This window comes from Thermogymnomonas acidicola, assembly GCF_014646795.1.
Classification (GTDB): domain Archaea; phylum Thermoplasmatota; class Thermoplasmata; order Thermoplasmatales; family Thermoplasmataceae; genus Thermogymnomonas; species Thermogymnomonas acidicola.
In genome coordinates, this window is the sequence record NZ_BMNY01000001.1 from 227,918 (window position 1) to 252,661 (window position 24,744).

Genomic DNA, 24,744 nt, shown 5'->3' on the forward strand with positions numbered 1-24,744 from the left:
AAAGTTGCCCGGGCCCGCTTGATAGTGTTTTAAGCCCGGTCGGCATTCACACCCATGAATATACTGGCCAGCACCTACGACAAGAGTGGCCTCGATAAGTTCATAAGGCAGTTCACGGAGAGGGGTGCCAGGGTATACGCAACAGGCGGCACCTGGTCCTTCCTCAGCGAAAACGGCATAGACGCTATCGAGCTCTCGGAGATCACCGGCTTCTCGACGAGGGCGGATGGCCGCGTGAAGACCCTGCACCCTGACGTCTTCAGCGCGATCCTGTCCAGGGGCGGGGATGACTTCCTCTTCGACATGGTGGTGGTGAACCTGTACCCCTTCCAGAAGTACGCAGATGCTGACCTCAAGGACATGGTGGAGAACATAGACATCGGCGGCGTTGCACTCATAAGGGCTGCCGCCAAGAACTTCCAGAGGGTAACCGTGGTCTGCGACCCGGCGGACTACGAGAGGGTGGCAAGGGAATATAAGGAGGGGGGAGAGATACCTTACAGCACAAGGGCGGAAATGGCGGTGAAGGCCTTCTCCATCACAGCCTCCTACGACATACTGATCAGGGAATCGCTTGACAGGGCCCTTGGCACGGGCAACAGGGACTTCCTGCTGGTATCGTCCAGGCTCAGGCAGGCCCTGAGGTACGGGGAGAACCCACACCAGAGGGGGTACCTCTACCATGACGGGTCGGGCAGGGGCATACCCGGTGCAGAGCAGCTACAGGGTAAGGAGCTCTCCTACAACAATATCATGGACGCTGATGCCGCTCTCTCCGCCGTGGCCGAGTTCCAGGAGCCTGCGGCCGTCATCGTGAAGCACGGCACTCCCTGCGGTGCCGCAACCGCAGGCAACCTGAAGGATGCATTCCTCAGGGCGCTGGATGCGGACCGGGAGAGCGCGTACGGCTCAATAGTGGCTCTCAACAGGGAGGTTGATGTGGATGCCGCCAGGGCCATGTCCGAACTCTTCATGGAGGTGCTTGTGGCCCCATCATATACGGAGGAGGCACTGAGGCTGCTATCCAGGAAGAAGAACCTCCGGGTTCTCAGGTGCAGCGTAGAGAGGGAGAGCGGGGTGCGTGTGAGGTCGGTGATGCACGGCTTCCTTGTCCAGGATGCAATGGATGTGGAGCCTCAAAGGCTGGAGCGTGTTGCTGGGCCAGAGGCAGACCAGGGGACGGTCAGTGACCTGCTATTCGCCTGGAGGGTTGTTGCCCACTGCAGGAGCAACGCTGTGGTGCTGGCCAAGGACGGTGCCACTGTGGCAATAGGGCAGGGGCAGACGTCAAGGGTGGAGGCCGTGAGGATCGCGCTTTCAAAGGCAGGGGAGAGGGCCCGGGGGGCGGTCATGGCATCCGATGCCTTCTTCCCGTTCCAGGACAGCATAGAGATCGCTGCGCAGCACGGGGTTTCCGCCATAATAGAGCCCGGTGGCTCAATAAGGGACAGAGAAGTCATGGAGGCTGCGGAGAAGGGTGGGATATCGCTCTACTTCACCGGTAAGAGGGTATTCCTGCACTGATCACGGCCTCAGGGGAAAGTACATGAAGAAGGCTATGAGGAAACCGAGGATGGCGCCCGTGTTTATGTATGGCAGGCCGGGCGCTGGCCTGTTCTTGTTGAAGAAGAAGAGGAACGCCATGCCTGCAAGTGCACCGGCCAGTGGCAGCCCTATGAACGGAAGTGGGTGGGAGATGCCGTAAACGGCGGAAGAGACAACGAGTATGCTTGGCAGCGCTACGTCCCCGAAGCCCAGCATGAGCACCTCCTGCTCCCCCCTGTTGTCGAAGGTCAGGTCCCTCATGGTGAAGTTCCTCCGCGACGGAGATACGAAGAGCAGCGGTATCGATTCGTCCACTGCAACCCTGGCCAGGCTCACCATGTGCTTGGTCTTGTAGACCGCTATGTAGTCGTAGATGGCAAAGGCGACCAGGAAGACCACAGCGGCCCAGATGCCAATCTCCACTCCCCACACCGCCGAGACGCCTGCGGAGAGGAAGAAGCCCGCTAGGTCTATGACGTACCACTCATTGCTCACCAGCAGGAAAACCAGGATCACAACAGGTATGGCAAAGGTTATCACATAGTACTCGACGATGTTCACGGAAACGATGGCAGCCAGGATCGAGGAGACGAAGAAGGTAACATACGCTATCAGGACGTAGAAGACGTACCTGAGGATGCTGATCCTGCGCCGCCTGGCCACGAAGAGTATCACGAATGTGAAGGCTATGGCAACAGCGATGTAGACGAACACTATTGATATGCCACTAGTCGAGCTTGTGCTCTTTATGCCAGGGCTTATCTCTATCAGTGCCTCTGCAAGGTACACTGCGAACAGCGACGAAGCCACGAATATGGCCATAGTGAATATCTCAGGAAGCCGGTTCCTCATCCCCCCTCCTCCTGTTGAACTGGCAATCCATCTTGGGGCAGAACCTCCACCTCCTCCTGCCCCGGATGGAGAGGAGGATTGGTGCACCGCAGTACTGGCACACCTGCCCTGTGGGCTCCACGGTGCCCATCTGCGGAAGGGGGTAGCTGACGGTGCACTTCGGGTAGTTGGAGCAGCTCAGGAACCTCTTTCCGTTCCTCGACTGCCTCACCACAAGGTCACCGCCGTCCGACGGGCACTTCCCCATCCTGGAGCGTTCCACGTTGAACGCACACGCAGGGTCTATGCACCTGAGCTCCGGGGACTGGCCCTTCCTTATGACCTTTATGAGAGGTTTCGAGCAGGCGCTGCACCTCTCGTCCGTCTTCTTGATCGAGCCCCTGGCATAGAGCCTGTAATTGATAGGGCACCCTTCCACGGTGCACCTGATCTCGTAGTGGTCCCTCTTCTTGATCGCAATGACCTCCCTTGAATGCACGGGGCAGAGGCCGACGGTCTCACCGCTGTTCTCTGCCTCCTTTATCTTTCCGTTTATTATGTCCTCCTTCTCCCTGAAGTCCTCGAGCACGGAGCTGAGCATCTTCCTGGACTGGTTCACCACACTCTCCTTGTCCACCTTGTTCTCTGCTATCCTGTCCATGTCCACTTCCAGTTCCGCGGTCATCTCCGGCTCCGAGATCTTCGATTCAACAGTAAGTATCGAGTCGATGAGTGACATGCCCAGGGGCGTGGGCCTCACGGGGTTCCCCTCTATGAAGCCCCGCTTCTGCAGCTTCTCTATGATGTCGTGCCTGGTGCTCTTGGTGCCAAGGTTAAGTTCCTCCATCTTCCTCAGTAGGGAGGACATGTCGTACCTGGGCGGGGGCTTCGTCTCGTCCTCCTCCTCGTACCAGTCTATGGCCTTCACCTCCTCGCCACTGTGCAGGTCAGGCAGGAAGGCCTCTGCCTGCCTGTGGTAAGTATATATGGAGAGCCACCCAGGCTCCGTCACCCTGACACCCCTCGCCCTGAACTCCTCGCCCGAGACCTCGATTGTGGCCTCCCTGACCTCCCTGGTGCCGTCTGTGTAAAGTGTGGCCAGGAAGCGCCTCACAACGAGCTCGTATATCTTCGCATAGTCCCCTGTCAGCTCGCCCTTCTTAGCCGCGGAGGCCGGGTATATGGGGGGGTGGTCTGTTGCCTCCGTCCTGCCCCTGGAGGGCCTCACGCTGTCCAGGGAGAGCACCATGTTAGCCTCCCTGCTGAACTGTGTCTCAGCCAGCGATTCCACTATCTTCCTGAGGGGGAGAGACCGGTTGTACACGGTGTTGTCCGTCCTCGGGTAGCTTATGTAGCCCCTGTTGTAGAGCGATTCCGCTATCCTCATGGCGTTTGCAGGTGATATGCCTATCCTGGATGCCTCCCTCAGGAACTCGTTGGTGTTGAAGGGTGCCGGCCTCCTTATGGGCTCCTCCCACCTCTCGAATGACCTGACTCTGCCGTCCTTCCCCCTCACCTTGGAGAGGATCTCCTCCACCCTCCTGTGATCCTTTATGTTCCCCTCCACGTGCTCCGCCCTGAAGGTACCGCCCTTATCGAATGATACAAACACTCTCCAGAACTTCTCCGGCACGAAGGACAGGATCTCCCTCTCCCTCTTCACTATCAGGGCCAGGGTGGGCGTCTGCACCCTGCCGATTGAGAGGAAGTCCCTGCCCCATCGCCCAGTGGCGTTGGAGAAGAACCTCGTGAGCACCGCACCCCACAGGAGGTCTATGACCTCCCTGGCCTCGGCAGAGTCCGCCATTGCCTTGTTCACGTCTATAAGGTTGCTGAAGGCCTCCGTGACCTCCTGCCTCGTGAGGGCGCTGAACTTGGCCCTCTTTATGTCAGGCATGCCCAGATGCCTCCGCTGCCTCTCCTCTAGGACTATGTTGAGGGCCTCCATGCCTATGAGCTCCCCCTCCCTGTCGTAGTCCGTTGCTATGATTATCTGGTCTGCATCAGCGGCTATGTCTTTCAGGGTGCTGTAGGCGGACCTGTTCTTTACCTCGATTACCGTCTCGCTCTCCACCAGCTTCCTCAAATCCACGGACTTCCAGTCCTTCATGGATGGCGGGAAGTTTATCTCCACTATGTGGCCGCTCAGCGGTACGACGACGTAGGTGTTCCCGTCCTTCTCGAACTCTATGTAGTTGTGGCCCTTCGAGCGCTTTGACTTCGCCTTACCTTCGGAGAGGAAGAACGATATCCTCCTTGCAACATCGGCCTTCTCGGTTATTATGGCACACTTCAAGGCGATCCCCGCCTCCCAGGGAGTACCTGAATGCCTGCATCACGCTTTAACATGACTGCTTGAGCCCCCCATGGCCATGACTGTGTGGTTTTCTCTGGCCGCATGATCCGCAAATCAAACATATCTAGCATTAATAAATATACCGCTGGATGACCATCCACTCCATGTCCGGGGTGATGTACAGGTGCTGCCCCGGTGTTTACGAGCCTGCGGAGGACACGGAGATGATGCTCCAGGCGCCTGAAGTAATGGGGCCTATCCTGGAAGTGGGTTGCGGTACCGGCGTGGTCTCCATATACCACGCTCTCCGGGGCCTCAGTGTGACCGCCACTGACATAAACCCAGTGGCCATTGAATGCGCAAGGAGGAACGCGGAGCTAAACGGAGTCTGCATCGATCTTGTCCTCACAGACCTCTTCCCAGACGGGAGGTTCAGGACGGTCCTCTTCAACCCCCCTTACCTGCCGGCAGAGGAGTGGGAACCCCCGGAGTGGAACGGCGGCAGTGACGGCCTGGTGGTCGTCAGGCGCTTCCTGGAAAGGCTCCCTGAACACCTCATGAAGGGGGGTCAGGCTTATATCATACTCTCCGATCTCAGCCCCAGGGAGGAGCTCTTTTCCCGTTTCGACCGTTATGAGTTTACAGAGGTCTCGAGAAGGGTGTTCGAGTTTGAAGCGATCTTCCTCTACGTGGTGAGGGTGGATGGGGAGCATTGAGGACAGGATCAGGGAGATAGAGGAGGAGCTCAGGAGGACGGAGTACAACAAGGCGACGGAGAAGCACATAGGGCTCCTGAAGGCAAAGCTGGCGAGGCTGCAGATGGAGGCCGAGAGCCACAGGAAGGGTGGCGGAACCGGCTTCGCCATACCGAAGTCCGGGGACGCAACCGTGGCCCTGGTGGGCTTCCCCAACGTGGGAAAAAGCACGCTCCTCAACAGGCTCACCAACTCCAGGAGCGAGACAGGTAACTTCGCGTTCACAACACTCCGTGTTGTGCCCGGTACCCTGGAATACAAGGGCGCCAGGATACAGATACTGGACCTTCCCGGCATCATAGAGAATGCCTCCAGGGGCGCTGGACGGGGCAGAGAGGTCCTCAGCATGGTCAGGAACGCTGACCTTGTCCTCCTGGTCACGGACACCAGCGTGGAGGGCCTGGACAAGATAAGGTCAGAACTGTACAGTGCAGGCATTGTACTGGACAGGGAGAGGAAGAACATCTCTGTGAAGAAGACGAACAGTGGCGGCATAAGGATACACAGGCCCAGGAAGCTGTCGATGAGCGACGAGGACATCAGGGACATACTGAAGGAGTTCAGGATAGTCAACGCGGAGGTGTTCCTGAGGGAGGACATCACGCAGGACGACCTGGTGGAATACCTCAGGGGCAACGCAGTCTACGTGCCCTCGCTCACAGTGGTGAACAAGGTGGACATGCCGCACAGCAGGGAAGAGCTTATGGAGAGGCTGCGAGGGGTGAAGAACTACGTGCTCGTCTCCGCAGCCAGCGGCCTGGGCATAGAGGAACTGAAGGAGAGGATCTTCTCTTCCCTGTCTCTGGTCAGGATATACCTGAGGGATAAGTCAGGCAGGATCGACTACGAGCGCCCCCTGGTGCTGAGGAAGGGGGTCAGGATAGAGGACGTCTGCAGGCACATAAGCAGGGAGATGCTATCGTCCTTCAGGTACGCCATAGTCTCAGGCCCGTCAAGGAGGATAGGGGAGCAGAGGGTGGGCCTGGATCATGAGGTATATGACGGCGATGTCGTTACGATAATAAGCAGGAACTGATGGGCATGAAGAGTTACAGGGTGCGTTTTTTCGGCAGGGTACAGGGCGTGAACTTCAGGAGGTCCACAGCAGACATGGCCAGGAGGCTTGGTGTGAGGGGCTGGGTGATGAACATGCCCGACGGCTCAGTCGAGGCTCTCCTGCAGGGCCCTGAGGAAAGGGTCAGGGAACTTGTGGACTACTGCCGCACGTCCATAAGGCTGGCATCGGTCACAAGGGTCCAGTTGGAGGAGGTGGAGGCTGAGGAGTTCATGGACTTCACAGTGCGCCTATGAGACCACCTGGAAGGAGAAGCCCAGTGTCTTCAGCTTCTCCACGAGTGCAGCCGCGTGCTCTGAATCCCTGACGTTCACTGTGAACCTCACAGACTGGTAGCCCACAGGGGTGTCCCTGGCCAGGTTGTCCACCTCCGCGTGGTATATGTTCCCGCCCACGCTGGATATCGCGTTGGATATCCTCCACAGCGTGCCCGGCCTGTCTGGGATCTTGAAATCTATTCTCACCAGCCTCTCCTCTATCTCCAGCGACTTGTAGATTATCTTGGAAAGCAGGAGGAGGTTGGCGTTTCCGCCAGAGAGGACTATGCCAACGTTCCTGCCGCTGACGTCGACCTTGCCCTCCATGACCGCAGCGAGGCCCGCTGCGCCCGAGGGCTCGACAAGGGTCTTCTTCCTCTCGAGCAGCTTGAACAGCGCCAGGGCTATGGTCTCGTCCGACACTGTCACTATCTCGTCGACATACTTCCTGCAGACCTGCAGGGTGAGGTCACCGGGGTACTTCACCGCTATGCCGTCCGCGATGGTGAAGCCTGTGGTGTGCTCCACGATTATTCCCTTTTCTAATGACACCTTCATGGAGTCCGCGTTCTCCGACTGGACGCCTATGACCCTCACGTCCGGCTTCAGGGACTTCACTGCAGTGGCTATGCCCGATATCAGGCCGCCACCGCCAACGGGCACGAGCACGGTGTCCATCTCCGGGAAGTCCTGGAGCATCTCCAGGCCTATGGTGCCCTGGCCAGCTATAACGTAGGGGTCGTTGAAGGCCTCTATGAAGGTCATGTCCTCCTTTGCCGCTATCTCGCCTGCCTTTGCCCTGGCCTCGCTGTAGTCCTGGCCGTAGAGGACCACCTCGGCACCATAGCCCTTCACCGCAGACACCTTCGCCGGGGTGGTGTATTCCGGCATCACTATCTTTGCCCTGATTCCGCTGGCCCTGGCCGCGTAGGCGACGCCCTGTGCATGGTTGCCTGCGCTCGCGGTGACGACGCCTTTCCCTGCCTCCTCCCTGGGTATCTTGGATATCCTGAAGAGGGCTCCCCTGATCTTGAAAGAGCCTGTCTTCTGCATGTTCTCCATCTTGAACATGATCCTGCAGCCGAACTGTTCGCTGAACGTTGCGCTGCCGACCATCGGCGTCCTGACTATCCTGCCCTTAAGGAATTCCTGGGCCTCCCTGATCAGGTCAATGCCCGGTAGAACGGAAGAGACCATGGTGCGTGATCCCTAACTACCTCTCATTTTTTCCCATCACCGCACCCTCCATGGAGATGCCCAGGGAGAGGAGGGGTATGTCACCGCCCCTCCTCCCTGCCACCTGCAGGCCCACCGGCAGGCCCCCGCCGTTACCTATGGGTATTGAGAGGGCCGGCTGGCCGGTGAGGTTGAAGATGTGCGTGAACGCGTTGAGCCTTGAGTGGACCTCCATGCCTGCTTCACCGATGCGGGGTGCCTCCACAGGGACTGTGGGCGATATGAAGGCATCTATGCCGTCCATGAGCCTGTCAACCTGCCTTGCCAGCACGATGCGCTCCATCTGTGCCCCCACGTACTCCGTGGCCCTCTCCTCCATGCCGGGCGCCAGTTTGGCAAGGATCTCGCCAGAATACATGCCGGACCTGTCCCTGTAACGTGAGTGGAAGTGGGCCGCCTCTGCGCCCCTGATCCTCCCGTACAGGCCCTGAGTGTCCACATGCGGTAGCCTTACCCCGCGCACCGTGGCGCCAGACGCCCTCAGGGCCTCCACTGCCCTCTCGAACGCCCTCCTCACGTGGCTGTCTGATGCTTCCACATAGTCCTCCAGGACGCCCAGGGTGCAGCCCTCCACGCCTGGCGTGTACCTCCTATCTGGTGGGAAGAGCCTCAGGGCAGCCCCTTCGGTGTCGAGGAGGGCATCCAGCAAGATCTGCGCGTCCTGTACGCTCCTTGTGAGGAAGCCCACATGGTCCAGGGAGTATGAGAGAGGTATCACCCCTCCTGTGTTTATGTACCCTATGGTTGGTTTGTAACCGACCACCCCGCACAGTGCCGCGGGTATCCTCACTGATCCACCCGTGTCGGTGCCTATGGCGAACACGCTCATGCCGGATGCCACTGCAACAGCTGACCCGCCGCTGCTGCCACCGCTTATCCTCTCCGTATCGTGGGGGTTCCTGGCAGGCCCGTACCAAGGGTTCACGTTGGTGGGCCCGAATGCGAACTCGTGCGTGTTAGTCTTTCCAACCATGGCAGCCCCCAGCGACTTCAGTTTCCTGACGACCTGTGCGTCCTCACCTGGCACGTTATCAGCCAGGACCCTTGAACCGGCCGTTGTCCTGATGCCCTCCGTGTCCACGATGTCCTTGACGGCATATGGTATGTATGCGAACGGCCCTGAACAGGCCCTTGGTTCATCCAGGAGCGTTATGAATGCATTCAGCAGTGGGTTGGCATCCCTGGCCCTTTCAAAGGCCCCGTGCATAACCTCTCTCCTCTCCTCCTCTCCCATGGCCAGCATGGACGCCAGGTTGAATCCGGGGTCAGAGTATACAGAAGAGGACATGGTTGGGTATCCCTGGAATGTATAGAAAACTTGAGATCCCTGGTGAACCTACATGCGCCCGCCCACTGTTTCCATCACCTTCCTGTGCCTCGACTCCATGTCCTCGAGGAAGAGCCTGGTCTTTATCTCCTCGTCCTCCCTCTCCCCATCACTTAGGTTCTGCGCGTTCACCCTGACGTTGAGGAGGACCGCCCTTGCGGCGGACAGGGCGAACTCCGCGGCGCTGCCTGCATCTGTAACCGCGCTCTTGAGCCCGTCCCTGGCCACCTGAGCTGCCATGTCCATTATGTCGGAGGAGACGAGGGCGATCTTCCACGGTACCGATATGGCGTACCTGGACGCCTCCCGGAGTGCCTGCGCCCTCCTGGCCTTTTCCTCTTCCGTTGCCTTCGGCATCTTCCAGGCCTGGACGACCCTGTTGAAGGCCCTCTCGTCCTCCTCGATGAGGTGCCTGAGCGATTCCGATGCCGCCAGGGACCTGGAGGATATCCGGGCCATCTCCTCCCTCCTGTCCTCGTATCCCTTCTTCTCCATTGTGATCTTAGAGACCATGGTGATGAGGGAGGCCGCTGTCAGGGCCACCAGTGCGCTGGCAGCTCCACCCCCAGGTGCAGGGCTTGGTGAGGCCAGGCGCTCCATGAAACTGTCAAGTGATTCCACCGGCCTCACCCCCAGAGCTTCTTTTCCAGCACCTGGCTGTTCTTGAAGCCGTTGAGCTGGAGGTAGAACTTCGCACTCTCCAGGAGGGCATCAAGCGGGACGAGGCCGACTATCTCGGACTCCACCACGTTCACGCCGTACCTTGATGCCTCCAGCTTCACGAGCTCGAATGCCCTGTATATGGGCGTCTTGTTGAAGTTTGTTAGGTTCATCGAGATCTGCACCATCTTCTTGTCCTCAAGGTAGAATGAGAGCGCCTTGACAAATGTCAGGCCACCGTCCCTTGCCCTCAGGGCCTTAGCTATCTTCTTGCCTATGTTCAGGTTAGAGGTGTTCAGGTTCACGTTGTAGGCGATGAGGAAGTCCCTGGCCCCTATTATAGTGGCGCCGGCCTTGCCGACAGATGAGGGGCCAAAATCAGGCTTCCACCTCTCCTCCGCTATTGCAGTCTTCAGCTGCTCGTACTGGAAGCCCTGGGACCTGATGTTCTCCAGGCTCCTCCTCTCCTCCCTCATCGCTGCCTCGCCGTAGAGGAACACGGGTATCTGCAGCTCTTCGCCGACCCTCTTCCCGAGCTCCCTGGCAAGAGCGACGCATTCATCCATCGTTACGCCACTCAGAGGCACGAAGGGCACAACGTCTGCGGCCCCGAATCTTGGGTGCGCACCCGTGTGCCTATCCAGGTCGATCAGCTCTGATGCCTTCTTTATCCCCCTGAATGCTGCCTCAACGGCCCTGTCAATGGGGCAAACGAAGGTGATCACAGACCTGTTGTGGTTCTCGTCCATCTCTATATCCAGTATCCTGACGCCTTCCACGGATGATATTGATGAGGCTATCTCGTCCACCCTTGCCTTCACCCTGCCCTCACTGAAGTTGGGCACGCACTCCACGAGCTTCATAAGCCCGGTGAGCCCTATGTGCTAAAAAACCTTAGCCTGTGCAGCCACAGGGGCAGACCTGGGGCATGACAGGCACCTGTGTTCGCGAGCCTGGGTGTGCCGCTTCACGGCCTGCCCCCAACGCCCAGGGCCGGGCCAGGGCACACACGAAAAGGGCACATTGTAGTTTTTCACGTGTGGATAGGATTAAATGCTGTTATGCGGATATTCTAGAGGCAGGTGATCCATATTGATCACATCCATGTGATCATAGGGTCACACACAAGGAAATAAGGGAGCCATGCAGATGGCATGATTTACCCGTAGGAAAGAGAGGCAGAGAGGGATAACAGATGAAGGATTCAATAATCAAGAGGGACGGTACAGTCGTTCCGTTTGACAGGACAAAGATCACGAGGGCAATATTCAAGGCGATGCAGTCAACAGGCCACGGGACGTGGGCTGACGCCGAGGACGTGACAGACCACGTGCTCCTCGAGCTAGAGAGGGTTGAGGGCACACCGCACGTCGAACAGATACAGGACATGGTGGAGAAGGCGCTCATGACGTTCTCAAGCAACGGCGAGAGCTTTGCGGATGTGGCAGAGGCCTACATACTCTACAGGAAGCAGAGGGAGATCATAAGGGAGGAGAAGAAGAGGATAGGCGTGCTCCAGCCAAAGAGGGTGAGCGTGGATTCTGGAAACTCGGTGCAGGTGGAGCTCAAGCTGAAGCCCAGGACCGTGACGAACAGGTCAGGGCAGAAGGAGCCCATAGACATAACAAAGATCAGGGAGGTCATAGAGAAGGCATGTGAGGGTCTCTCCGGGGTAGACCCCATAGAGCTCGAGCTTGACTCGCAGATCCACTTCTTCGACGGCATATCCACCAAGGCCATACAGGAAACGCTCATAAGGGTTGCAAACGAGAAGGCGAGCGTTGAGAGGCCAAACTGGACGTTCGTCGCGGCCAGGCTCCTCCTCCATGACCTCTACAAGGAGGCCAGGAGGAACAGGCACATGGACGGCAACGTCTACGGCCACTTCCCGGAGCTTGTGAGATACCTCACATCTATCGGCAGGTACGACCCGAGAGTCCTGGAGGAATACGGGGAAGAGGGCCTCAGGGTCCTTGGGTCGTACATAAAGCCGGAGAGGGACCTCCTGTTCAACTACCCGGGGCTAAAGCACCTTAGCGACAGGTACGCCATAAGGGGTGTGGACAACGAGGTTCTGGAGCTCCCGCAGGAGGTCTTCATGGGCATATCCGCCTACCTGGCCCTGGCTGAAAAGAAAGAGGATAGGATATCATGGGCCAGGAAGTTCTACGACGTCCTCTCGACCCTCTCTATAACGATGGCCACTCCCACCTTCGCGAACGCGAGGAGGCCAAACGGGCAGCTCAGCTCATGCTTCGTGGACACCCCTGACGACTCGATCAACGGGATCTTCGATGGCCTCACGACGTTCGCCAAGGTATCACAGAACGGTGGCGGCATGGGAGTATACATAGGAAAGCTGAGGGCGCTGGGCAGCGACATCAGGGGTTACAAGAACGCGGGCAGCGGGGTGATACCCTGGGTCAGGCTCTACAACGACACTGCTGTATCGGTGAACCAGCTGGGGCAAAGGGCAGGTGCGGTGAGCATATGGCTCGACATCTGGCACAAGGACATCATAGACTTCCTTGACATAAAGACCAACAACGGTGACGAGAGGAGGAAGGCACACGACATATTCCCTGGGATATGCGTGCCTGACAGGTTCTACAGGTCCCTGGAGAAGAACGAGACCTGGTACCTGTTCGACCCCCACGAGATACTGCAGAAGAAGGGTTGGGCCCTTGAGGACTCCTGGGGAGAGGAGTGGGAGAGGAGGTACGAGGAGTGCATAAGGGACCAGAGCATTTCGAGGAAGGAGATACCTGCACTTGACCTGATGGCACTGATCCTCAAGAGCCTCTACGAGACCGGGGGGCCATTCATATTCAACAGGGACACAGTCAACAGGATGAACCCCAACAAGCACGCAGGCATGATATATTCATCAAACCTGTGCACGGAGATATGCCAGAACCAGTCCCCCACCGTCAGGATAAGCAGCGAGGAGGAGGACGGGCAGATCGTGTACAGGTTCCAGCCCGGGGACCTGGTGGTCTGCAACCTTTCGTCGATAAACCTCGGCAGGACGGACACTGTGGAGAAGCTCAGGGAGGTCATACCGGTGCAGGTGAGGATGCTGGACAACGTGATAACGATGAACCACCTGCCGCTTCCGCAGGCCGTGAGGACAAACATGCGCTACAGGGCCATAGGCATAGGTATATCGGGCTACCACCAGCACCTAGCCAAGAAGGGCATAGACTGGGAATCGGAGGAGCACGTGCGCTACGCGGACTGGCTCTTTGAAGAAATTAACTACATCGCCATAAAGGCGAGCATGGAGCTTGCCAAGGAGAGGGGGGCCTACCCACTCTTCAAGGGCAGCGACTGGGAGACAGGGGAGTACTTCAGGCTCAGGGGGTATACAGACGAGAGGTGGAGGCAGCTTGCCGAGGACGTAAGGAAGCACGGGATCAGGAACGGGTACCTCTTCGCAATAGCGCCCACTGGGTCCACCTCAGTCATAGCGGGTTCCACCGCAGGCGTTGACCCGATATTCAAACCCGTTTACACAGAAGAGAAGAAGGGGTTCCTGATAAAGGAGGTGGCACCAGACCTGTCCCCTGAGACGCTCAGGTTCTACAAGAGCGCCCACCAGATTGACCAGATGTGGTCCCTCAGGGCCGCGGCTGCAAGGCAGAGGCACATAGACCAGAGTCAGTCCATAAACCTCTACGCCACCCCTGACATGGACGAGCAGAAGTTCCTGGATCTCTACTACACGGCCTGGAAGCTGGGCATCAAGACCCTCTATTACTTCAGGAACTTCACGCCTGAGGAGGAGAAGATATCGCAGGCAGCACCCGTATGCGAGTCCTGCAGCTCGTGAGGTGATCTACATGATGCAGATGAAGAGGCTCTTCAACCCCGATGGCTCCAGGGACCTGTCCCAGCAGAGCCTAATAGGGGGCAACACGACCAACCTCCTTGAGTTTGCACACTGCAAGTACCCATGGGCTGAGGCCCTTTACAAGAAGATGCGTGGCTTCTTCTGGATACCCGACGAGGTGCCCCTGGGAGACGACAAGAAGCAGTTCCCTAACCTGACAGAGGCTGAACAGGAGGCCTACAAGAAGACCCTTTCCTTCCTGATATTCCTGGACAGCATACAGATCGACAACCTCGGGGCGCTGGCGTCATACATAACGGCGCCGGAGGTGACGGCATGCCTGAAGGCACAGGCGTTCTTCGAAACCATACACGCACAGAGCTACGACTACCTGCTGACATCCGTTGTCGATTCCCTCACTAGGGAAGAGGTCTACACGATGTGGAAGGATGACGAGCACCTGCTCAGGAGGAACAAGTTCATAACCGACCTCTACGAGGAGTTCATCTTCAACCCCACGGAGGAGAACTTCGTCAAGTCATGCATGGCAGATTTCCTGCTTGAGGGCGTGTACTTCTACAGCGGCTTTGCGTTCTTCTACGCCCTCGGGAGGCAGGACAAGATGGGCGGCACGGTGAGCCTCATAAGGCTGATACAGAGGGACGAGAACACCCACCTTGCCCTGTTCACAAACATCATAAGGACGCTGAGGGAGGAGAGGCCGGAGCTGTTCGATGAAAGGATGGTAAGGGAGCTGCTGGGCATGGTCACCACGGCGGTGAGCCACGAGATAGCCTGGGGACAGTACGTGACGCACAACCAGATACTGGGCCTGACGGATGCCCTCATAGACAGGTACATAAAGTACCTGGGCAACATAAGGTGCAGGTCCATAGACCTGCCGGAGCCGTACCCCGAGGTCAAGGAGCACCCCATGCCCTGGGTGGACACCTTCGCGTCCATGAACATGACGAAGACAGACTTCTTCGAGAGGAGGGTCACCAACTACGTGAAGTCCGGCAGCTCGCTCAACTTCAACAGGCTGAGGCCGCCCGGTGAGGGCTGAACATATTTTTAACAACTCATAATCCCTGGACATGGGCGACGAGGACCTCTTCTACCCCACCGAGGCTTTCCTGTCCGCTCTCAGGGACGCCATGTCCTGCACCGGCCTGCAGGGCGTGAGGGACAGGATCAAAGGTGCCCTGGCAACAATGGACGTGCCAGGCGATGCCCGGGGAAAGCCCAGGAAGAGGCCTGCCCTGCTCCTGGAAATGAAGAAGGCACTGCAGGCACGGACTGAGGAGAGGGCAAAGCACTATGTGAAAAAGATCCTGGAGTCCTTCCTTGAGGAGAAGAGCAACGGCATAAGCGATATAGACCTGACCAGGTGGAGGGACTACGACGAGGTCATCACCGACAGCCTCTGGATATTCCAGAGGCGTGACAGGAGTGGCTCACACTCCGCCTGGTACTGGGGTAACTTCGTCCCACAGATCCCCAGGCAGCTGATGCTCATGTTCACGAAGAAGGGGGACTGGGTACTTGACCCCTTCGTGGGGAGTGGCACGACACTCATAGAGTGCAAGAGGCTCGGCCGCAACGGCATCGGTATTGACATCGACGGGAAGGTTCTTGAAGCCGCCAGATCGTCCATAGAGTCCGAGCCGAACCCGTTCGGCGCCACGGTCATGACATTCCGGGGTGATAGCAGGACCTTCAGGCTCAGCGACGTCGTCCCTGAGGGTGGGATCTCCCTGGCAGTACTGCACCCACCGTACCATGACATAATAAGGTTCAACGGCATTGAAGGTGACCTCTCCGGAATTGGGAGCCTTGATGATTTCATTGAGGCACTTGGCCAGGTGTTCGAGAACACGATTGGTGTCCTGAGGCCCGGAGGGCACATGGCGCTGGTTATAGGAGATAAGTTCAGCAGGGGACAGTGGTACCCGGTCGGATTCCTGGCCATGCAGAGGGCATTGGCCTGCGGGTTCAGCCTCAAGAGCATAGTGGTCAAGAACTTCACCGAGACCAAGGGAAAGAGGGGGCAGAGTGACCTCTGGAGGTACAGGGCGATGGCAGGTGCCTACTATGTCTTCAGGCATGAGTACATATTCATTTTCAGGAAGCCCTCGGGCAGGAGACCAAAATTAATAAGCGATCAAAAATTCCCGTCTGCAGAGCGGGCAGGGGTTGTCGAGACTGGTCAAAGGCGCCAGATTGAGGGTCTGGTTCCGTAGGGATACGAGGGTTCAAATCCCTCCCCCTGCACTCTGGGATGCGGGAGATCACTCCAGTTTTCTTGTCCCAGGCTGGTTCGCAGCAAGAAGCCACAGGTGACAGCAGGTGAGCGGAAAGAACCTGTGGAGCACCATGGCATTATGCCCTGGGAATACAGATCCTGAGGCTATGTTCCTGCCTGGAACGGAACGAATAGCGTCTTGATCTCGAACTTCTTGAAATGCACCTCACTTCCCTGTATCGCTGGCCCATCGTCTTCTGTGATATTGCTCTCGGACATGTCCCTGATCCATGGCGCCGTTATCCTGACTGCGGCTGGGGAGTCGAGGGAGTAGGCCCTTATCACGATCCCTTTCCCCGATTCGGCTGGCTTCACTGATTCGACTTCAACCCCTTCGCCCTCCACACTCATAATCTCCCCGCTGTTGTCCGCATTACCTCCACCCCATGTCCTGCAGAGGATTGGTGGGTATAGGACGAAGTTGCACTTCCTGTAGACCTCCCTGTAGTCACTGTCAGGCAGTATGTAGAACTTGTTCGATACCCCGTCCGCATCGGAGAACGGGTTGGGGTAGAGAGGGAACTTTGCAAGCGATATGCCGAGTTCGCCCCCAACGAAGCTGTAGCCGTGTATCTCCCTGGAGACTATGGAGAAGCCGGAGGACCCATCGGACCAGTTGACGAACCGAAGGGCGGGGAACTCGAACCTCGGGTCCATGCCCTTGTTTCCGAAATCGCGCTCCACCACGCCGAATGGCACCTCGCATGTCAGCTTACTGCTCCCTATGCCAGAACGGAGGAATGTCTTGACGAGTTTCTCCCTGCCAGCGGGCCTTATGCTGTTCTCCACGCCTATGACCTCACTCCTGGCGTCGAGGGTGAACTTCTGCTCTACCACTGAACCGTCCTCGTAGGCCGTCCTGGACCCCAGTGTGAGGATCCTTCCCCTGCGCTCGGCCCATACCCTGACGTCCACCCTCTTGAGGGTGTGCCTCTCGCTGATGGTATCGTGGTCTATGTTCCATGCATCGAACTTCGCCGGGAGGTCCTCCAGTACCTCCGTGCTTGCCCTCTGTATAAGTGCATTTCCACCCCTTGACAGGCTGAACGAGCCATCCTGGTGGAGTGAGAACTCGTATTGCCTTGTGGCAACGCGGATTTCACCGCCGGACTGCTCGATTGTGAAGCCAGGGCCCTGATCCCCAGCATCTTCAGCGCGCTGGATGCTTCCGAGCACAGTAAGGGAGAGTGGGGAGGCATTGATCACCATGTGCCCTCCCAGGGCCTCGCCTGTGAGGTTTATTAGGTCGCTCGATGCGTCCAGCACAGCGCTGATGCCGTACCTGCTCCTGTTGAGCACTATGTAACCACCTGCCAGGCCACGCCTACCGGAGAAATCGCTGACCTGATCCGCTATGAATTTCGACACCCTGTCCAATGATTTTCCGAGGTCGGCGAAGGCCTCCGAGTATGCGAAATAGTTCGCAGAGCCCGGTATAACATCATGGAACTGGGCGGTAAGCAGGGCTTCCCAATCATCCCTCAGTGTATCCACACCAGCCCTTTGGCCACCTATGGTCTGCAGTGATGCCACAAAATCCGCCGCTAGGAGGAGGTCCTCTAGCCTGGAGACCATCTTCTTTACCCTGCTGTTGGTCGTGTATGTGCCCCTGTGGTTCTCCACGTAGAGTTCCCCATGGACCTCTTCCGCTGAGCCGGAGGATTGAAGAACGTCACAGAGCATCTCTTCCTCTGAGAAGATGGTGTGAGCGCCTCCCGCTATCTCATGCACGTACCTGAGGAGCTCGAGCATCTCCACGCTCGGACCCCCTCCACCGTCACCGTGACCGAAGAGGTATGCGTAAGGCACCTCCCTTTCCCTGACCCCGGAGACTGCCCTCGCTATCTCACCGTAATCCATGCTCCCATTATAAGTATCGTTCACCAGCATGGCCGGAATGCGGGAACCGTCGATGCCAACCCAGACGAAGAAGTTGTGAGGGAACTTTGTGGTGTCGTTCCACCTTAGCTTGTGGGTCACGAAGGCCCCTATGCCACTCTTCCCCATGATCTGCGGGAGCTGGGCGCTGAAGCCGAAGGTATCCGGGAGCCACCCTATCCTGGCACGCCTCCCGAGCCTCTGCTCGAAGTACCTCTGCCCGAACAGGAACTGCCTTGCCAGGGACTCGCCAAGGATCAGGTTCGTGTCCGATTCCACCCACATCCCGCCAACGGGGAGCCACAGTCCACTCCTCACGAGCCTCCCTATCTCCGTGAAGAGGTCGCTGTCCATGAGCTCCAGCCACCTGTAGTAAAGGGCAGAGCTCTGCGCATAGACGAAAGAATAGCCATCCCTGTAGAGCTTGACCACGTTCAGGAAGGAGCGCTCCACCTTCCTCCTTGTCTCACTGTAGGGCCAGAGCCAGGCGGCATCTATATGGCAGTGGCCAATGAAGTAGATGCATGCATTGAGCTTCACAGCCGGGGCCCCCAGTGGTGCGTCTATTGCCGCTAGGGCGTATGTGCCCGGCTCCAGGTCACTGATGGCGGACTGGCTGACCGGACTGGAGTAGAAGTCCACCACCTCCTCATAGCTCCTGTACGTCAGGTGCCCCATGAGGCGAGTGGCGGCCAGCTGCATCACATTCGGCGTGCCGTGCACCGAGTAGAGGCCATCAAGTACCGAGGAGAGCGATGCCATGTCACCGTTCTGGGCGAAGTACTTCGTGAGGCCCCTCAGGCGCAAAGCCCTCGAGAACTTCTCCCAGTGGGTCTTTGTTATCATGACTTCGTTCACGGCAAACCTCCACATGTTGCTTCCAAAGAGGGATGTGGGTGTGGCCTTCACACAGATCCCGTGTGGCCTCTCCTTCAGGACCACGTACCTGTGCCCCGGATCTATGGCCTGGTTCTTCATGCCGTCCGTGTAAACTGTCCCTATGCCGCTCATATCCACCAGGAGCAGGTAAACCTCCCCTTCCGCCAGGCCCGGCAGGGAGACATCGAGGCGGATATCGAAAACTGTGTCCGGGTCCGCAGGCACTGAAAACGGCATGGCCACATCCCGCCCGTTGAGCGTGATGCTGCTCAGCCTTTCTACATAAGTGTGACTCATTGATATTATGTCGTCAATCTTTCTTGAGACCTTTAATTCAACTGACGACCACATATGAAACAATTGGTGTAGCCAATATAAGGGTTGCCCTGAGCTGCTCCGTAGCGACCACCAGGATCGCCTCTCTCCCAGTATCTGGGCTTCAGGGGTCTCCAATGGCATACTCTGTGGCCACCTGGGGGGTTGGCTCCATCCCATACACCCTGGCCCCCCTGGGTTTCCCTGTGAGGGCCTGGCTGCAGCCGGGGGCGTGCCCGTTGCTGGCCTTTTGAGGGAACTGAGGTGGGGCAAGAAACCGCATGGGCCATCCGGTGGGGCCAAAAACTAATAATAGCTGCGAAGACATCTTAAACATATGGAGGGAGCATCTGGCCCTGAGGCCCACGGGCTGGCCCAGCAGGACGTGGGGCCTGGAAGGCCACAGGGCAGGATCGGTGCCCTGAACGTCCTCGCGTACATAGTGCTTGCCATCTCACTCTCGTTCTTCATCGCTTCTATTGCCCTTGTCTTCAGCCCCACATGGTTTCCGCACCTGTCCACGGCCATATCGCCTTACATCTTCGTGCTCCTGCTGGCGTTTTACCTGCCAACCTCCAGTGCACTGGCAGTCTCCATCGCGGTGTTCGTGGTATATTCGTGCCTCTTCGCAGCTATGGTATATATGTCACGCAGGCAGGCCAGTAGCGTCCTGGATACGCCTGTGGGGTACTTCACCCTTGTGAGCAGCTCCCTTTACCTCATAGTGTACGTGGTATCCCTGGCGGAGATCTCGTCAGGAGTGAGCATAGGCGGATCGAGCATCAGCAACGAGCTCACACAGCACCCTCTGCTCGGCTTCCTCTCGCTGATATACGCGCCGTTTGCAGAGGAGATAGGGTTCAGGATCATACCCCTGGGCATCCTCACCCTCGTCCTCGTCCTGAGGGCCGCTTCCGGAAGGGGCAGCGCCAGGGACGTTGTCCTGAGCTTCGTGTCACCCGGCACGGTGCGGAGGAAGTACGGGATCAGGTTCGGTACTGCCGACTACGCAATGATAGTGTTCACAGCCGCTGTCTGGGCCTACGCGCACATATTCTTCGGTGCATGGAGCTGGGGCAAGTTCCTGCCCGTGTTCATAGCGGGCATAGCCATAGCTGTGGGCTTCCTGAAGTTCGGCATCTACGTTGACATACCGATGCACTGGTTCTTCAACGGCTTCTTCACAGTATACGTGCTCAATTCCTCACTCCTGGCCGCCTCCAGCATAGCCCTGGTCTTCATACTCATAGTGGGAGTGGTGGGCATAGTGGCCGTGATACTCTACCTATCGAGCTACTTCAGGAGGCCGCAGAGGCCCGTGGCGGAGGAGCAGCAGGTCAACCAGACCTGAATATGACCCTGTTGCCCCTTATAACGTAGCCCATGGAGCACATGGACGCCAGGGCCTCCACTATGGCCTCATGCTCCAGGGGGTGTATCTTTTCCTCCAGCGTCTCCTCAGTGTCGTCGGGAGAGACCTCGACCACCTTCTGCAATATTATGGGCCCCCTGTCAACATCAGGCGTGACCAGGTGCACCGTGCAACCGGAGAACATGGCCCCGCTGTCTATCACTGCCCTGTGCACCCTGCGCCCGTAGAACCCGGGGCCGCCGAAGCAGGGCAGGAGGGAAGGGTGTATGTTGACCATCACGTACTTCGATACAAGCCACCCGGGCAGTATCCTCATGAAGCCTGCCAGCACGACTATGTCAGGAGAGTGTGACTCCAGAGCCCTGTCCACGGCATTCTCGAAGCCATCACCGTGCTTCACGTAAATTGCCTCTATGCCACTGCGCCTCGCCCTCTCCAGTGCGTAGGCGCCCCTCCTGTCGCTGATTACGCACACCACCCTCCCATTTATCCTCCCCGAGGACGTTGCGTCGATTATTGCCTGCAGGTTTGTGCCGGAGCCTGATGCGAGCACAGCGATCCTTTTCTGTTCCATCTCTCGGGTATCCCTTCCGGTACATTTATTCTCTCCGGGCGGCCTGCCTGAAAAACAATTTAAGCCAAGAGTGTATGCTTTCCGGAGCGCCGATGATAGACATCTGGATCGAGAAGTACAGGCCGAAGTCGCTTGACGAGATAAGCGGGCAGGCCGAGATCGTTGAGAAGCTGAAGGCCTTTGTCAGGGCCAGGGAGATCCCGCACCTCATATTCGCAGGCCCAGCAGGCACAGGGAAGACCTCAGCGGCGCTCGCACTTGCGGCGGAGCTCTTCGGGGAGGACTGGAAGATGAGCTTCCTGGAGCTGAACGCCTCAAACGAAAGGGGCATAGATGTCATAAGGGAGCAGGTTAAGGACTTCGCCAGGATAAGGCCATCGAACAGCCTGGGCTTCAAGATAATATTCATGGACGAGGCGGATCAGCTGACTTCAGAGGCACAGGCTGCGCTGAGGAGGACAATGGAGATGTATTCAGAGACGACGAGGTTCATCTTTTCGTGCAACTACTCCTCGCAGATCATACCGCCAATACAGTCGAGGACAGTCGTGCTAAGGTTCAGGCCCCTATCAAAGGAAGACGTGGTGAAGCGCCTCAAGTACATAGCGGAGCAGGAGAAGGTGGACCTTTCCGACGATTCTGCTGAAGCCATATACGAGGCCTCTGAGGGTGACATGAGGAAGGCCCTGAACATATTCCAGGCTGTGGCCTCCTCCGGCAACACGAGCCCGTCTAGGATATTCGAGATGGTGGGGAAGACGAGCAGGAAGGAGTACGAGAAGCTCCTCAGGATATCACTTGAGGGCCTGTTCGAGGACGCAAGGAACGAGCTGGACAGGATGCTAATACAGCAGGGAATGTCCGGGATCGACATAATCAGGGGCCTCCATTCAGCCGTTCGTTCCTCCCAGATCGAGCCCAGGAAGAAGGCGGAGGTCATAATGGCCCTGGGTGAGGCGGAGTTCCGCATCGTGGAGGGGGGGAGCGACAACATACAGCTGGACGCCCTCATAGCCAGGCTATCCTACATAGGTGGAAGGCTCAGCTGAAGTCGTCCAGTTTCGGGTCCCTCTTCACCCCCACGCTCCCCTCCATGTTCCTCTGCATCCTCCTCTCCTTTCTCAGGCTGGAGAAGTAGTAGCCCCTGTCCCTGCTACCCTCGTACAGGAGGATCTTCACCTGCCCCGTCCTTGTCCTCCCTGTCCTGCCCCGTCTCTGTATGGACCTTATCTCGCTTGGCACTGGCTCGTAGAATATGACCATGTCCGTTGAGGGTATATCGAGCCCTTCCTCCGCCACGCTTGTGGCCACCAGGACATTGAAATCGCCATCCCTGAACCTCTGTATGATCTCTTCCTGTTCCCTCTGGCTCATGCCCTCGTCGCTACCCCTGCTCGACTGCCCCACGAACCTCACGGCCCTTATGGCTGCGGAGTGCTCGTTCAGGTACCTGGTGAGCGTCTCCGAGGTCTTCCTGAAGTGGGTGAACACTATTATCCTGGAAGCGGGGTTTTCCGCTATCTTCTGCTCGCACAGCCTCAGGGCCACCTCCATCTTCGGGTTCTCCACACCCTCCCGGCACACCCTCCCGAGGTTCAACAAGAGATCAGTGTAGCCGGGCAGCGAGTGCAGGATCTTCACGGTCCTCTGCACAGAGGGGTCCTCGCTCCCTTCCAGGGACTGCAGGTACTCGTATGCGATCTCGGGGCCCTGGCTCTCCATGTACTCTATGGCATAGTCAAGCCTGATGGTGGCCGTCAGGTACGGGATGACCTTGAAGAGTGCCCTGTTGCCAGACCTCGCCTTCTCCACAAGTTCCTGGATCTTCACGGCCAGGGCCTTCCTGTTTATGGCGGTCTTCGAGAGTTCCGGGTTGTCCCTGTACTTCGATATGAGGTCGTTGTAAATGGACCGCATGTCGTAGAGGATCTGCCTTGCCCTTGAGGGCAGGGCCACGGTGATGGTCTCCACTTCGATCTCCTTGACATACGGTGCAACGTCCGGGTCACTCTCTCCCTTGATTATAACCCTCTCTATGCCGAGGTTCCTCTTCACCTCCTCTACCTTCTCCCTGTCGCCCCCGGGACTGGCGGTCATTGCGAGGACAAGCCTTCTTCTGGCTTCGAGGAAGCTTGAGGCTATTGAAACATAGGCATAGTTGCCGACGGCCCTGTGGGCCTCGTCGAAGACGAGGAGGGAGAACCTGGAGATGTCAGCGTCCCCGGAGCGGATGTCGTTGGCGACGACCTGGGGTGTGGATACTATCAGGCGGCTGAGCACCCACCTCTCCCTCCTGTCACCCGTGTCCACCTCACCTGTGAAGTAGGAGCACTCCCTCTCTGAAAGGCCCAGCAGCTGCGAGAGGGACCTGTAATGCTGCTGGACAAGTGGCCTCGTCGGTGCCATGAAGAGGACTCGGCCACCCTCCTCCAGGACCCTGGCAGCCACCATGGCCGCTATGACGGTCTTGCCGAGACCTGTGGGGAGGACGATGAGAGTGTTCTGCCTCAGCGCTTCCCTGAACACGTTCACCTGGTACTCCCTGACCTCTATCTTGCCCTGCAGAAGCGAAGGTATCAACATGGGAAAATGCTCTGCACATTTAAAAAGTGAGGGGTCAAGCGGCGTTGGATGCCTGCTGCCTGTTCCCGAATACAGGCGCCCTGCCCCCCATGACGGATACCGCTGCGAAGAGTGCCAGCGGGAGAGCTATGTTCGGGTCGGTGCCGAAGCCCGTGAACATGCCCCCAAAGTCCTGGAAGAGCACCCAGAACGCTATCATTAGGGGAATGGTGAAGTAAACTGCAGTGTTCGGCCTCAGGGCCCAGAGGACAGCTGCAGCGGCCAGTGATGCCACCACTATGGAGTTCACCACCACCGGCTCTGCCACTTCGAGCGAAGTCATGAACGCCATGAGGGAGGTGAGCGCGTGCGGCTGGTAGGCTGTGTAGAGCATGTAGTTGTTCTCAGCCAGGCCTTTCCAGCTCCAGAAGCCGTCCACGGGTAGTGCCTGCCACAGCAGGGAGATGGCGAATATGGACACCATTGAGTACCTGATGAACTTCCCGGGGCTAACGCGCGTGACCAGCGGCACAGACATCAGGCCATATAACAGTGCTGCACCCGGCGAGCCAGAGAGAATGGATGAGCCCTGGAATATGGGCATCGTTTCCCCGAACACCCAGACCACCACTGACCATGCTATGCTGCCCACAGCAGCTGCCCTGAAGAGCCCACCCTCTGAGCGGAGGAGGAGGGTGAGGCCCAGCATGACCTGTATGCCGCCTGCAAGTGTGTTGAACACTATCGGGTCAGTGTTCCAGATGGCGAGTGCCCCTGAATCTATGTGGCTCAGGAAGGGTGGCCACGATGGCACGCTCACGGTCTCTGTGAAGAAGAAGGAAAGGAAGGGCTGGAGCTGGAGAGCACCGTCCAGCAGCCACAGCGAGCCTAAGACGGTGCGGATACCCCTGATTGCCCCTGAATCCCTTAGGATGGGCCTGGAGATGAGGAAGAACAGGTAAACGACTGTGATTGCCACCAGTGAGAGCGTAGAGACATAATAGGTGTCCATCGGTGACATCATATTCCAACCATCGCCTCGGTG

General features: G+C 57.9%; 18 protein-coding genes, 1 tRNA gene and 1 pseudogene. 10 read left to right on the forward strand and 10 right to left on the reverse strand.

All coding sequences use genetic code 11. From position 1 onward, the window contains the following. Positions 1-54: 54 nt before the first annotated feature. Positions 55-1,524 carry a bifunctional phosphoribosylaminoimidazolecarboxamide formyltransferase/IMP cyclohydrolase gene (purH, locus tag IEW66_RS01215; RefSeq protein ID WP_188679627.1) on the forward strand — a complete coding sequence of 490 codons (1,470 nt, stop codon included), beginning with the start codon at positions 55-57 and terminating at the stop codon, positions 1,522-1,524. Here purH and IEW66_RS01220 read toward each other — a convergent pair whose 3' ends face one another. Further along, a complete protein-coding gene (locus IEW66_RS01220; protein ID WP_229657410.1) occupies positions 1,525-2,397 on the reverse strand; it encodes a presenilin family intramembrane aspartyl protease PSH in 873 nt (290 codons plus the stop codon). Next, positions 2,378-4,672: a DNA topoisomerase I gene (locus tag IEW66_RS01225; RefSeq protein WP_188679629.1), complete on the reverse strand. Its 2,295-nt coding sequence runs from the start codon at positions 4,670-4,672 to the stop codon at positions 2,378-2,380. Before IEW66_RS01225 ends, IEW66_RS01220 begins: the two co-directional genes overlap by 20 nt. Before the next feature lie 149 nt (positions 4,673-4,821). Between IEW66_RS01225 and IEW66_RS01230 the strand changes: the two genes are divergently transcribed. The 3 genes from IEW66_RS01230 to IEW66_RS01240 are packed head-to-tail and all read left to right on the forward strand — an operon-like array spanning position 4,822 to position 6,738. After that, positions 4,822-5,388, forward strand: coding sequence for a HemK2/MTQ2 family protein methyltransferase (locus tag IEW66_RS01230; RefSeq protein ID WP_188679631.1), 567 nt, complete (start codon positions 4,822-4,824; stop codon positions 5,386-5,388). Next, positions 5,375-6,463, forward strand: a complete 1,089-nt coding sequence (locus IEW66_RS01235; protein WP_188679633.1) for an OBG GTPase family GTP-binding protein — start codon at positions 5,375-5,377, stop codon at positions 6,461-6,463. The genes IEW66_RS01230 and IEW66_RS01235 overlap by 14 nt, the downstream gene beginning before the upstream one ends. After that, positions 6,463-6,738, forward strand: a complete 276-nt coding sequence (locus tag IEW66_RS01240) for an acylphosphatase (protein WP_188679635.1) — start codon at positions 6,463-6,465, stop codon at positions 6,736-6,738. Before IEW66_RS01235 ends, IEW66_RS01240 begins: the two co-directional genes overlap by 1 nt. Here IEW66_RS01240 and ilvA read toward each other — a convergent pair. From ilvA to ftcD, 4 genes are read right to left on the reverse strand one after another with little or no spacing between them, the layout of a single operon-like run. Then, positions 6,733-7,956, reverse strand: a complete 1,224-nt coding sequence (ilvA, locus tag IEW66_RS01245; RefSeq protein ID WP_188679637.1) for a threonine ammonia-lyase — start codon at positions 7,954-7,956, stop codon at positions 6,733-6,735. The genes IEW66_RS01240 and ilvA overlap by 6 nt on opposite strands. A gap of 16 nt (positions 7,957-7,972) precedes the next feature. Continuing rightward, a complete protein-coding gene (locus IEW66_RS01250) occupies positions 7,973-9,283 on the reverse strand; it encodes an amidase (RefSeq protein WP_188679639.1) in 1,311 nt (436 codons plus the stop codon). A gap of 48 nt (positions 9,284-9,331) precedes the next feature. Beyond that, entirely contained in the window at positions 9,332-9,943 is a 612-nt protein-coding gene (locus IEW66_RS01255) for a cyclodeaminase/cyclohydrolase family protein (RefSeq protein WP_188679642.1), read from the reverse strand. Positions 9,944-9,948: 5 nt separating this feature from the next. Continuing rightward, entirely contained in the window at positions 9,949-10,845 is an 897-nt protein-coding gene (gene ftcD, locus IEW66_RS01260; protein ID WP_188679644.1) for a glutamate formimidoyltransferase, read from the reverse strand. A 332-nt stretch (positions 10,846-11,177) separates the two neighbouring features. Between ftcD and IEW66_RS01265 the strand changes: the two genes are divergently transcribed. From IEW66_RS01265 to IEW66_RS01280, 4 genes and pseudogenes are all read left to right on the forward strand, one after another. After that, entirely contained in the window at positions 11,178-13,814 is a 2,637-nt protein-coding gene (locus IEW66_RS01265; protein ID WP_229657412.1) for a ribonucleoside-diphosphate reductase subunit alpha, read from the forward strand. Between the two features lie 13 nt (positions 13,815-13,827). Further along, entirely contained in the window at positions 13,828-14,880 is a 1,053-nt protein-coding gene (locus tag IEW66_RS01270; protein ID WP_188681136.1) for a ribonucleotide-diphosphate reductase subunit beta, read from the forward strand. A 208-nt stretch (positions 14,881-15,088) separates the two neighbouring features. Further along, positions 15,089-15,448: pseudogene (locus IEW66_RS08735) on the forward strand (DNA methyltransferase); the annotation flags it as partial. A 555-nt stretch (positions 15,449-16,003) separates the two neighbouring features. Continuing rightward, positions 16,004-16,088: transfer RNA gene (locus IEW66_RS01280), tRNA-Leu, on the forward strand. 136 nt (positions 16,089-16,224) lie between these two features. On the opposite strand, the gene IEW66_RS01285 is transcribed toward IEW66_RS01280, so the two are convergent. After that, positions 16,225-19,227 (reverse strand): alpha-mannosidase, encoded by a 3,003-nt coding sequence (locus IEW66_RS01285; RefSeq protein ID WP_188679645.1) that lies wholly within the window; start codon positions 19,225-19,227, stop codon positions 16,225-16,227. A gap of 301 nt (positions 19,228-19,528) precedes the next feature. Between IEW66_RS01285 and IEW66_RS01290 the strand changes: the two genes are divergently transcribed. Next, positions 19,529-20,542, forward strand: a complete 1,014-nt coding sequence (locus tag IEW66_RS01290) for a CPBP family glutamic-type intramembrane protease (protein ID WP_188679646.1) — start codon at positions 19,529-19,531, stop codon at positions 20,540-20,542. Here the strand turns inward: IEW66_RS01290 and purN are convergent. Then, on the reverse strand, positions 20,529-21,137 hold the full coding sequence (gene purN, locus IEW66_RS01295; protein WP_188679647.1) for a phosphoribosylglycinamide formyltransferase: 609 nt from the start codon (positions 21,135-21,137) through the stop codon (positions 20,529-20,531). The genes IEW66_RS01290 and purN overlap by 14 nt on opposite strands. 92 nt (positions 21,138-21,229) lie before the next feature. Here purN and IEW66_RS01300 point away from each other — a divergent pair, with 92 nt between their 5' ends. Further along, a complete protein-coding gene (locus tag IEW66_RS01300) occupies positions 21,230-22,186 on the forward strand; it encodes a replication factor C small subunit (RefSeq protein WP_188679648.1) in 957 nt (318 codons plus the stop codon). Here the strand turns inward: IEW66_RS01300 and IEW66_RS01305 are convergent. Both IEW66_RS01305 and IEW66_RS01310 read right to left on the reverse strand, forming a co-directional pair. After that, entirely contained in the window at positions 22,179-23,720 is a 1,542-nt protein-coding gene (locus IEW66_RS01305) for a helicase-related protein (protein ID WP_229657414.1), read from the reverse strand. The genes IEW66_RS01300 and IEW66_RS01305 overlap by 8 nt on opposite strands. Positions 23,721-23,754: 34 nt before the next feature. Continuing rightward, a complete protein-coding gene (locus IEW66_RS01310) occupies positions 23,755-24,723 on the reverse strand; it encodes a hypothetical protein (RefSeq protein WP_188679651.1) in 969 nt (322 codons plus the stop codon). Positions 24,724-24,744: the final 21 nt, after the last annotated feature.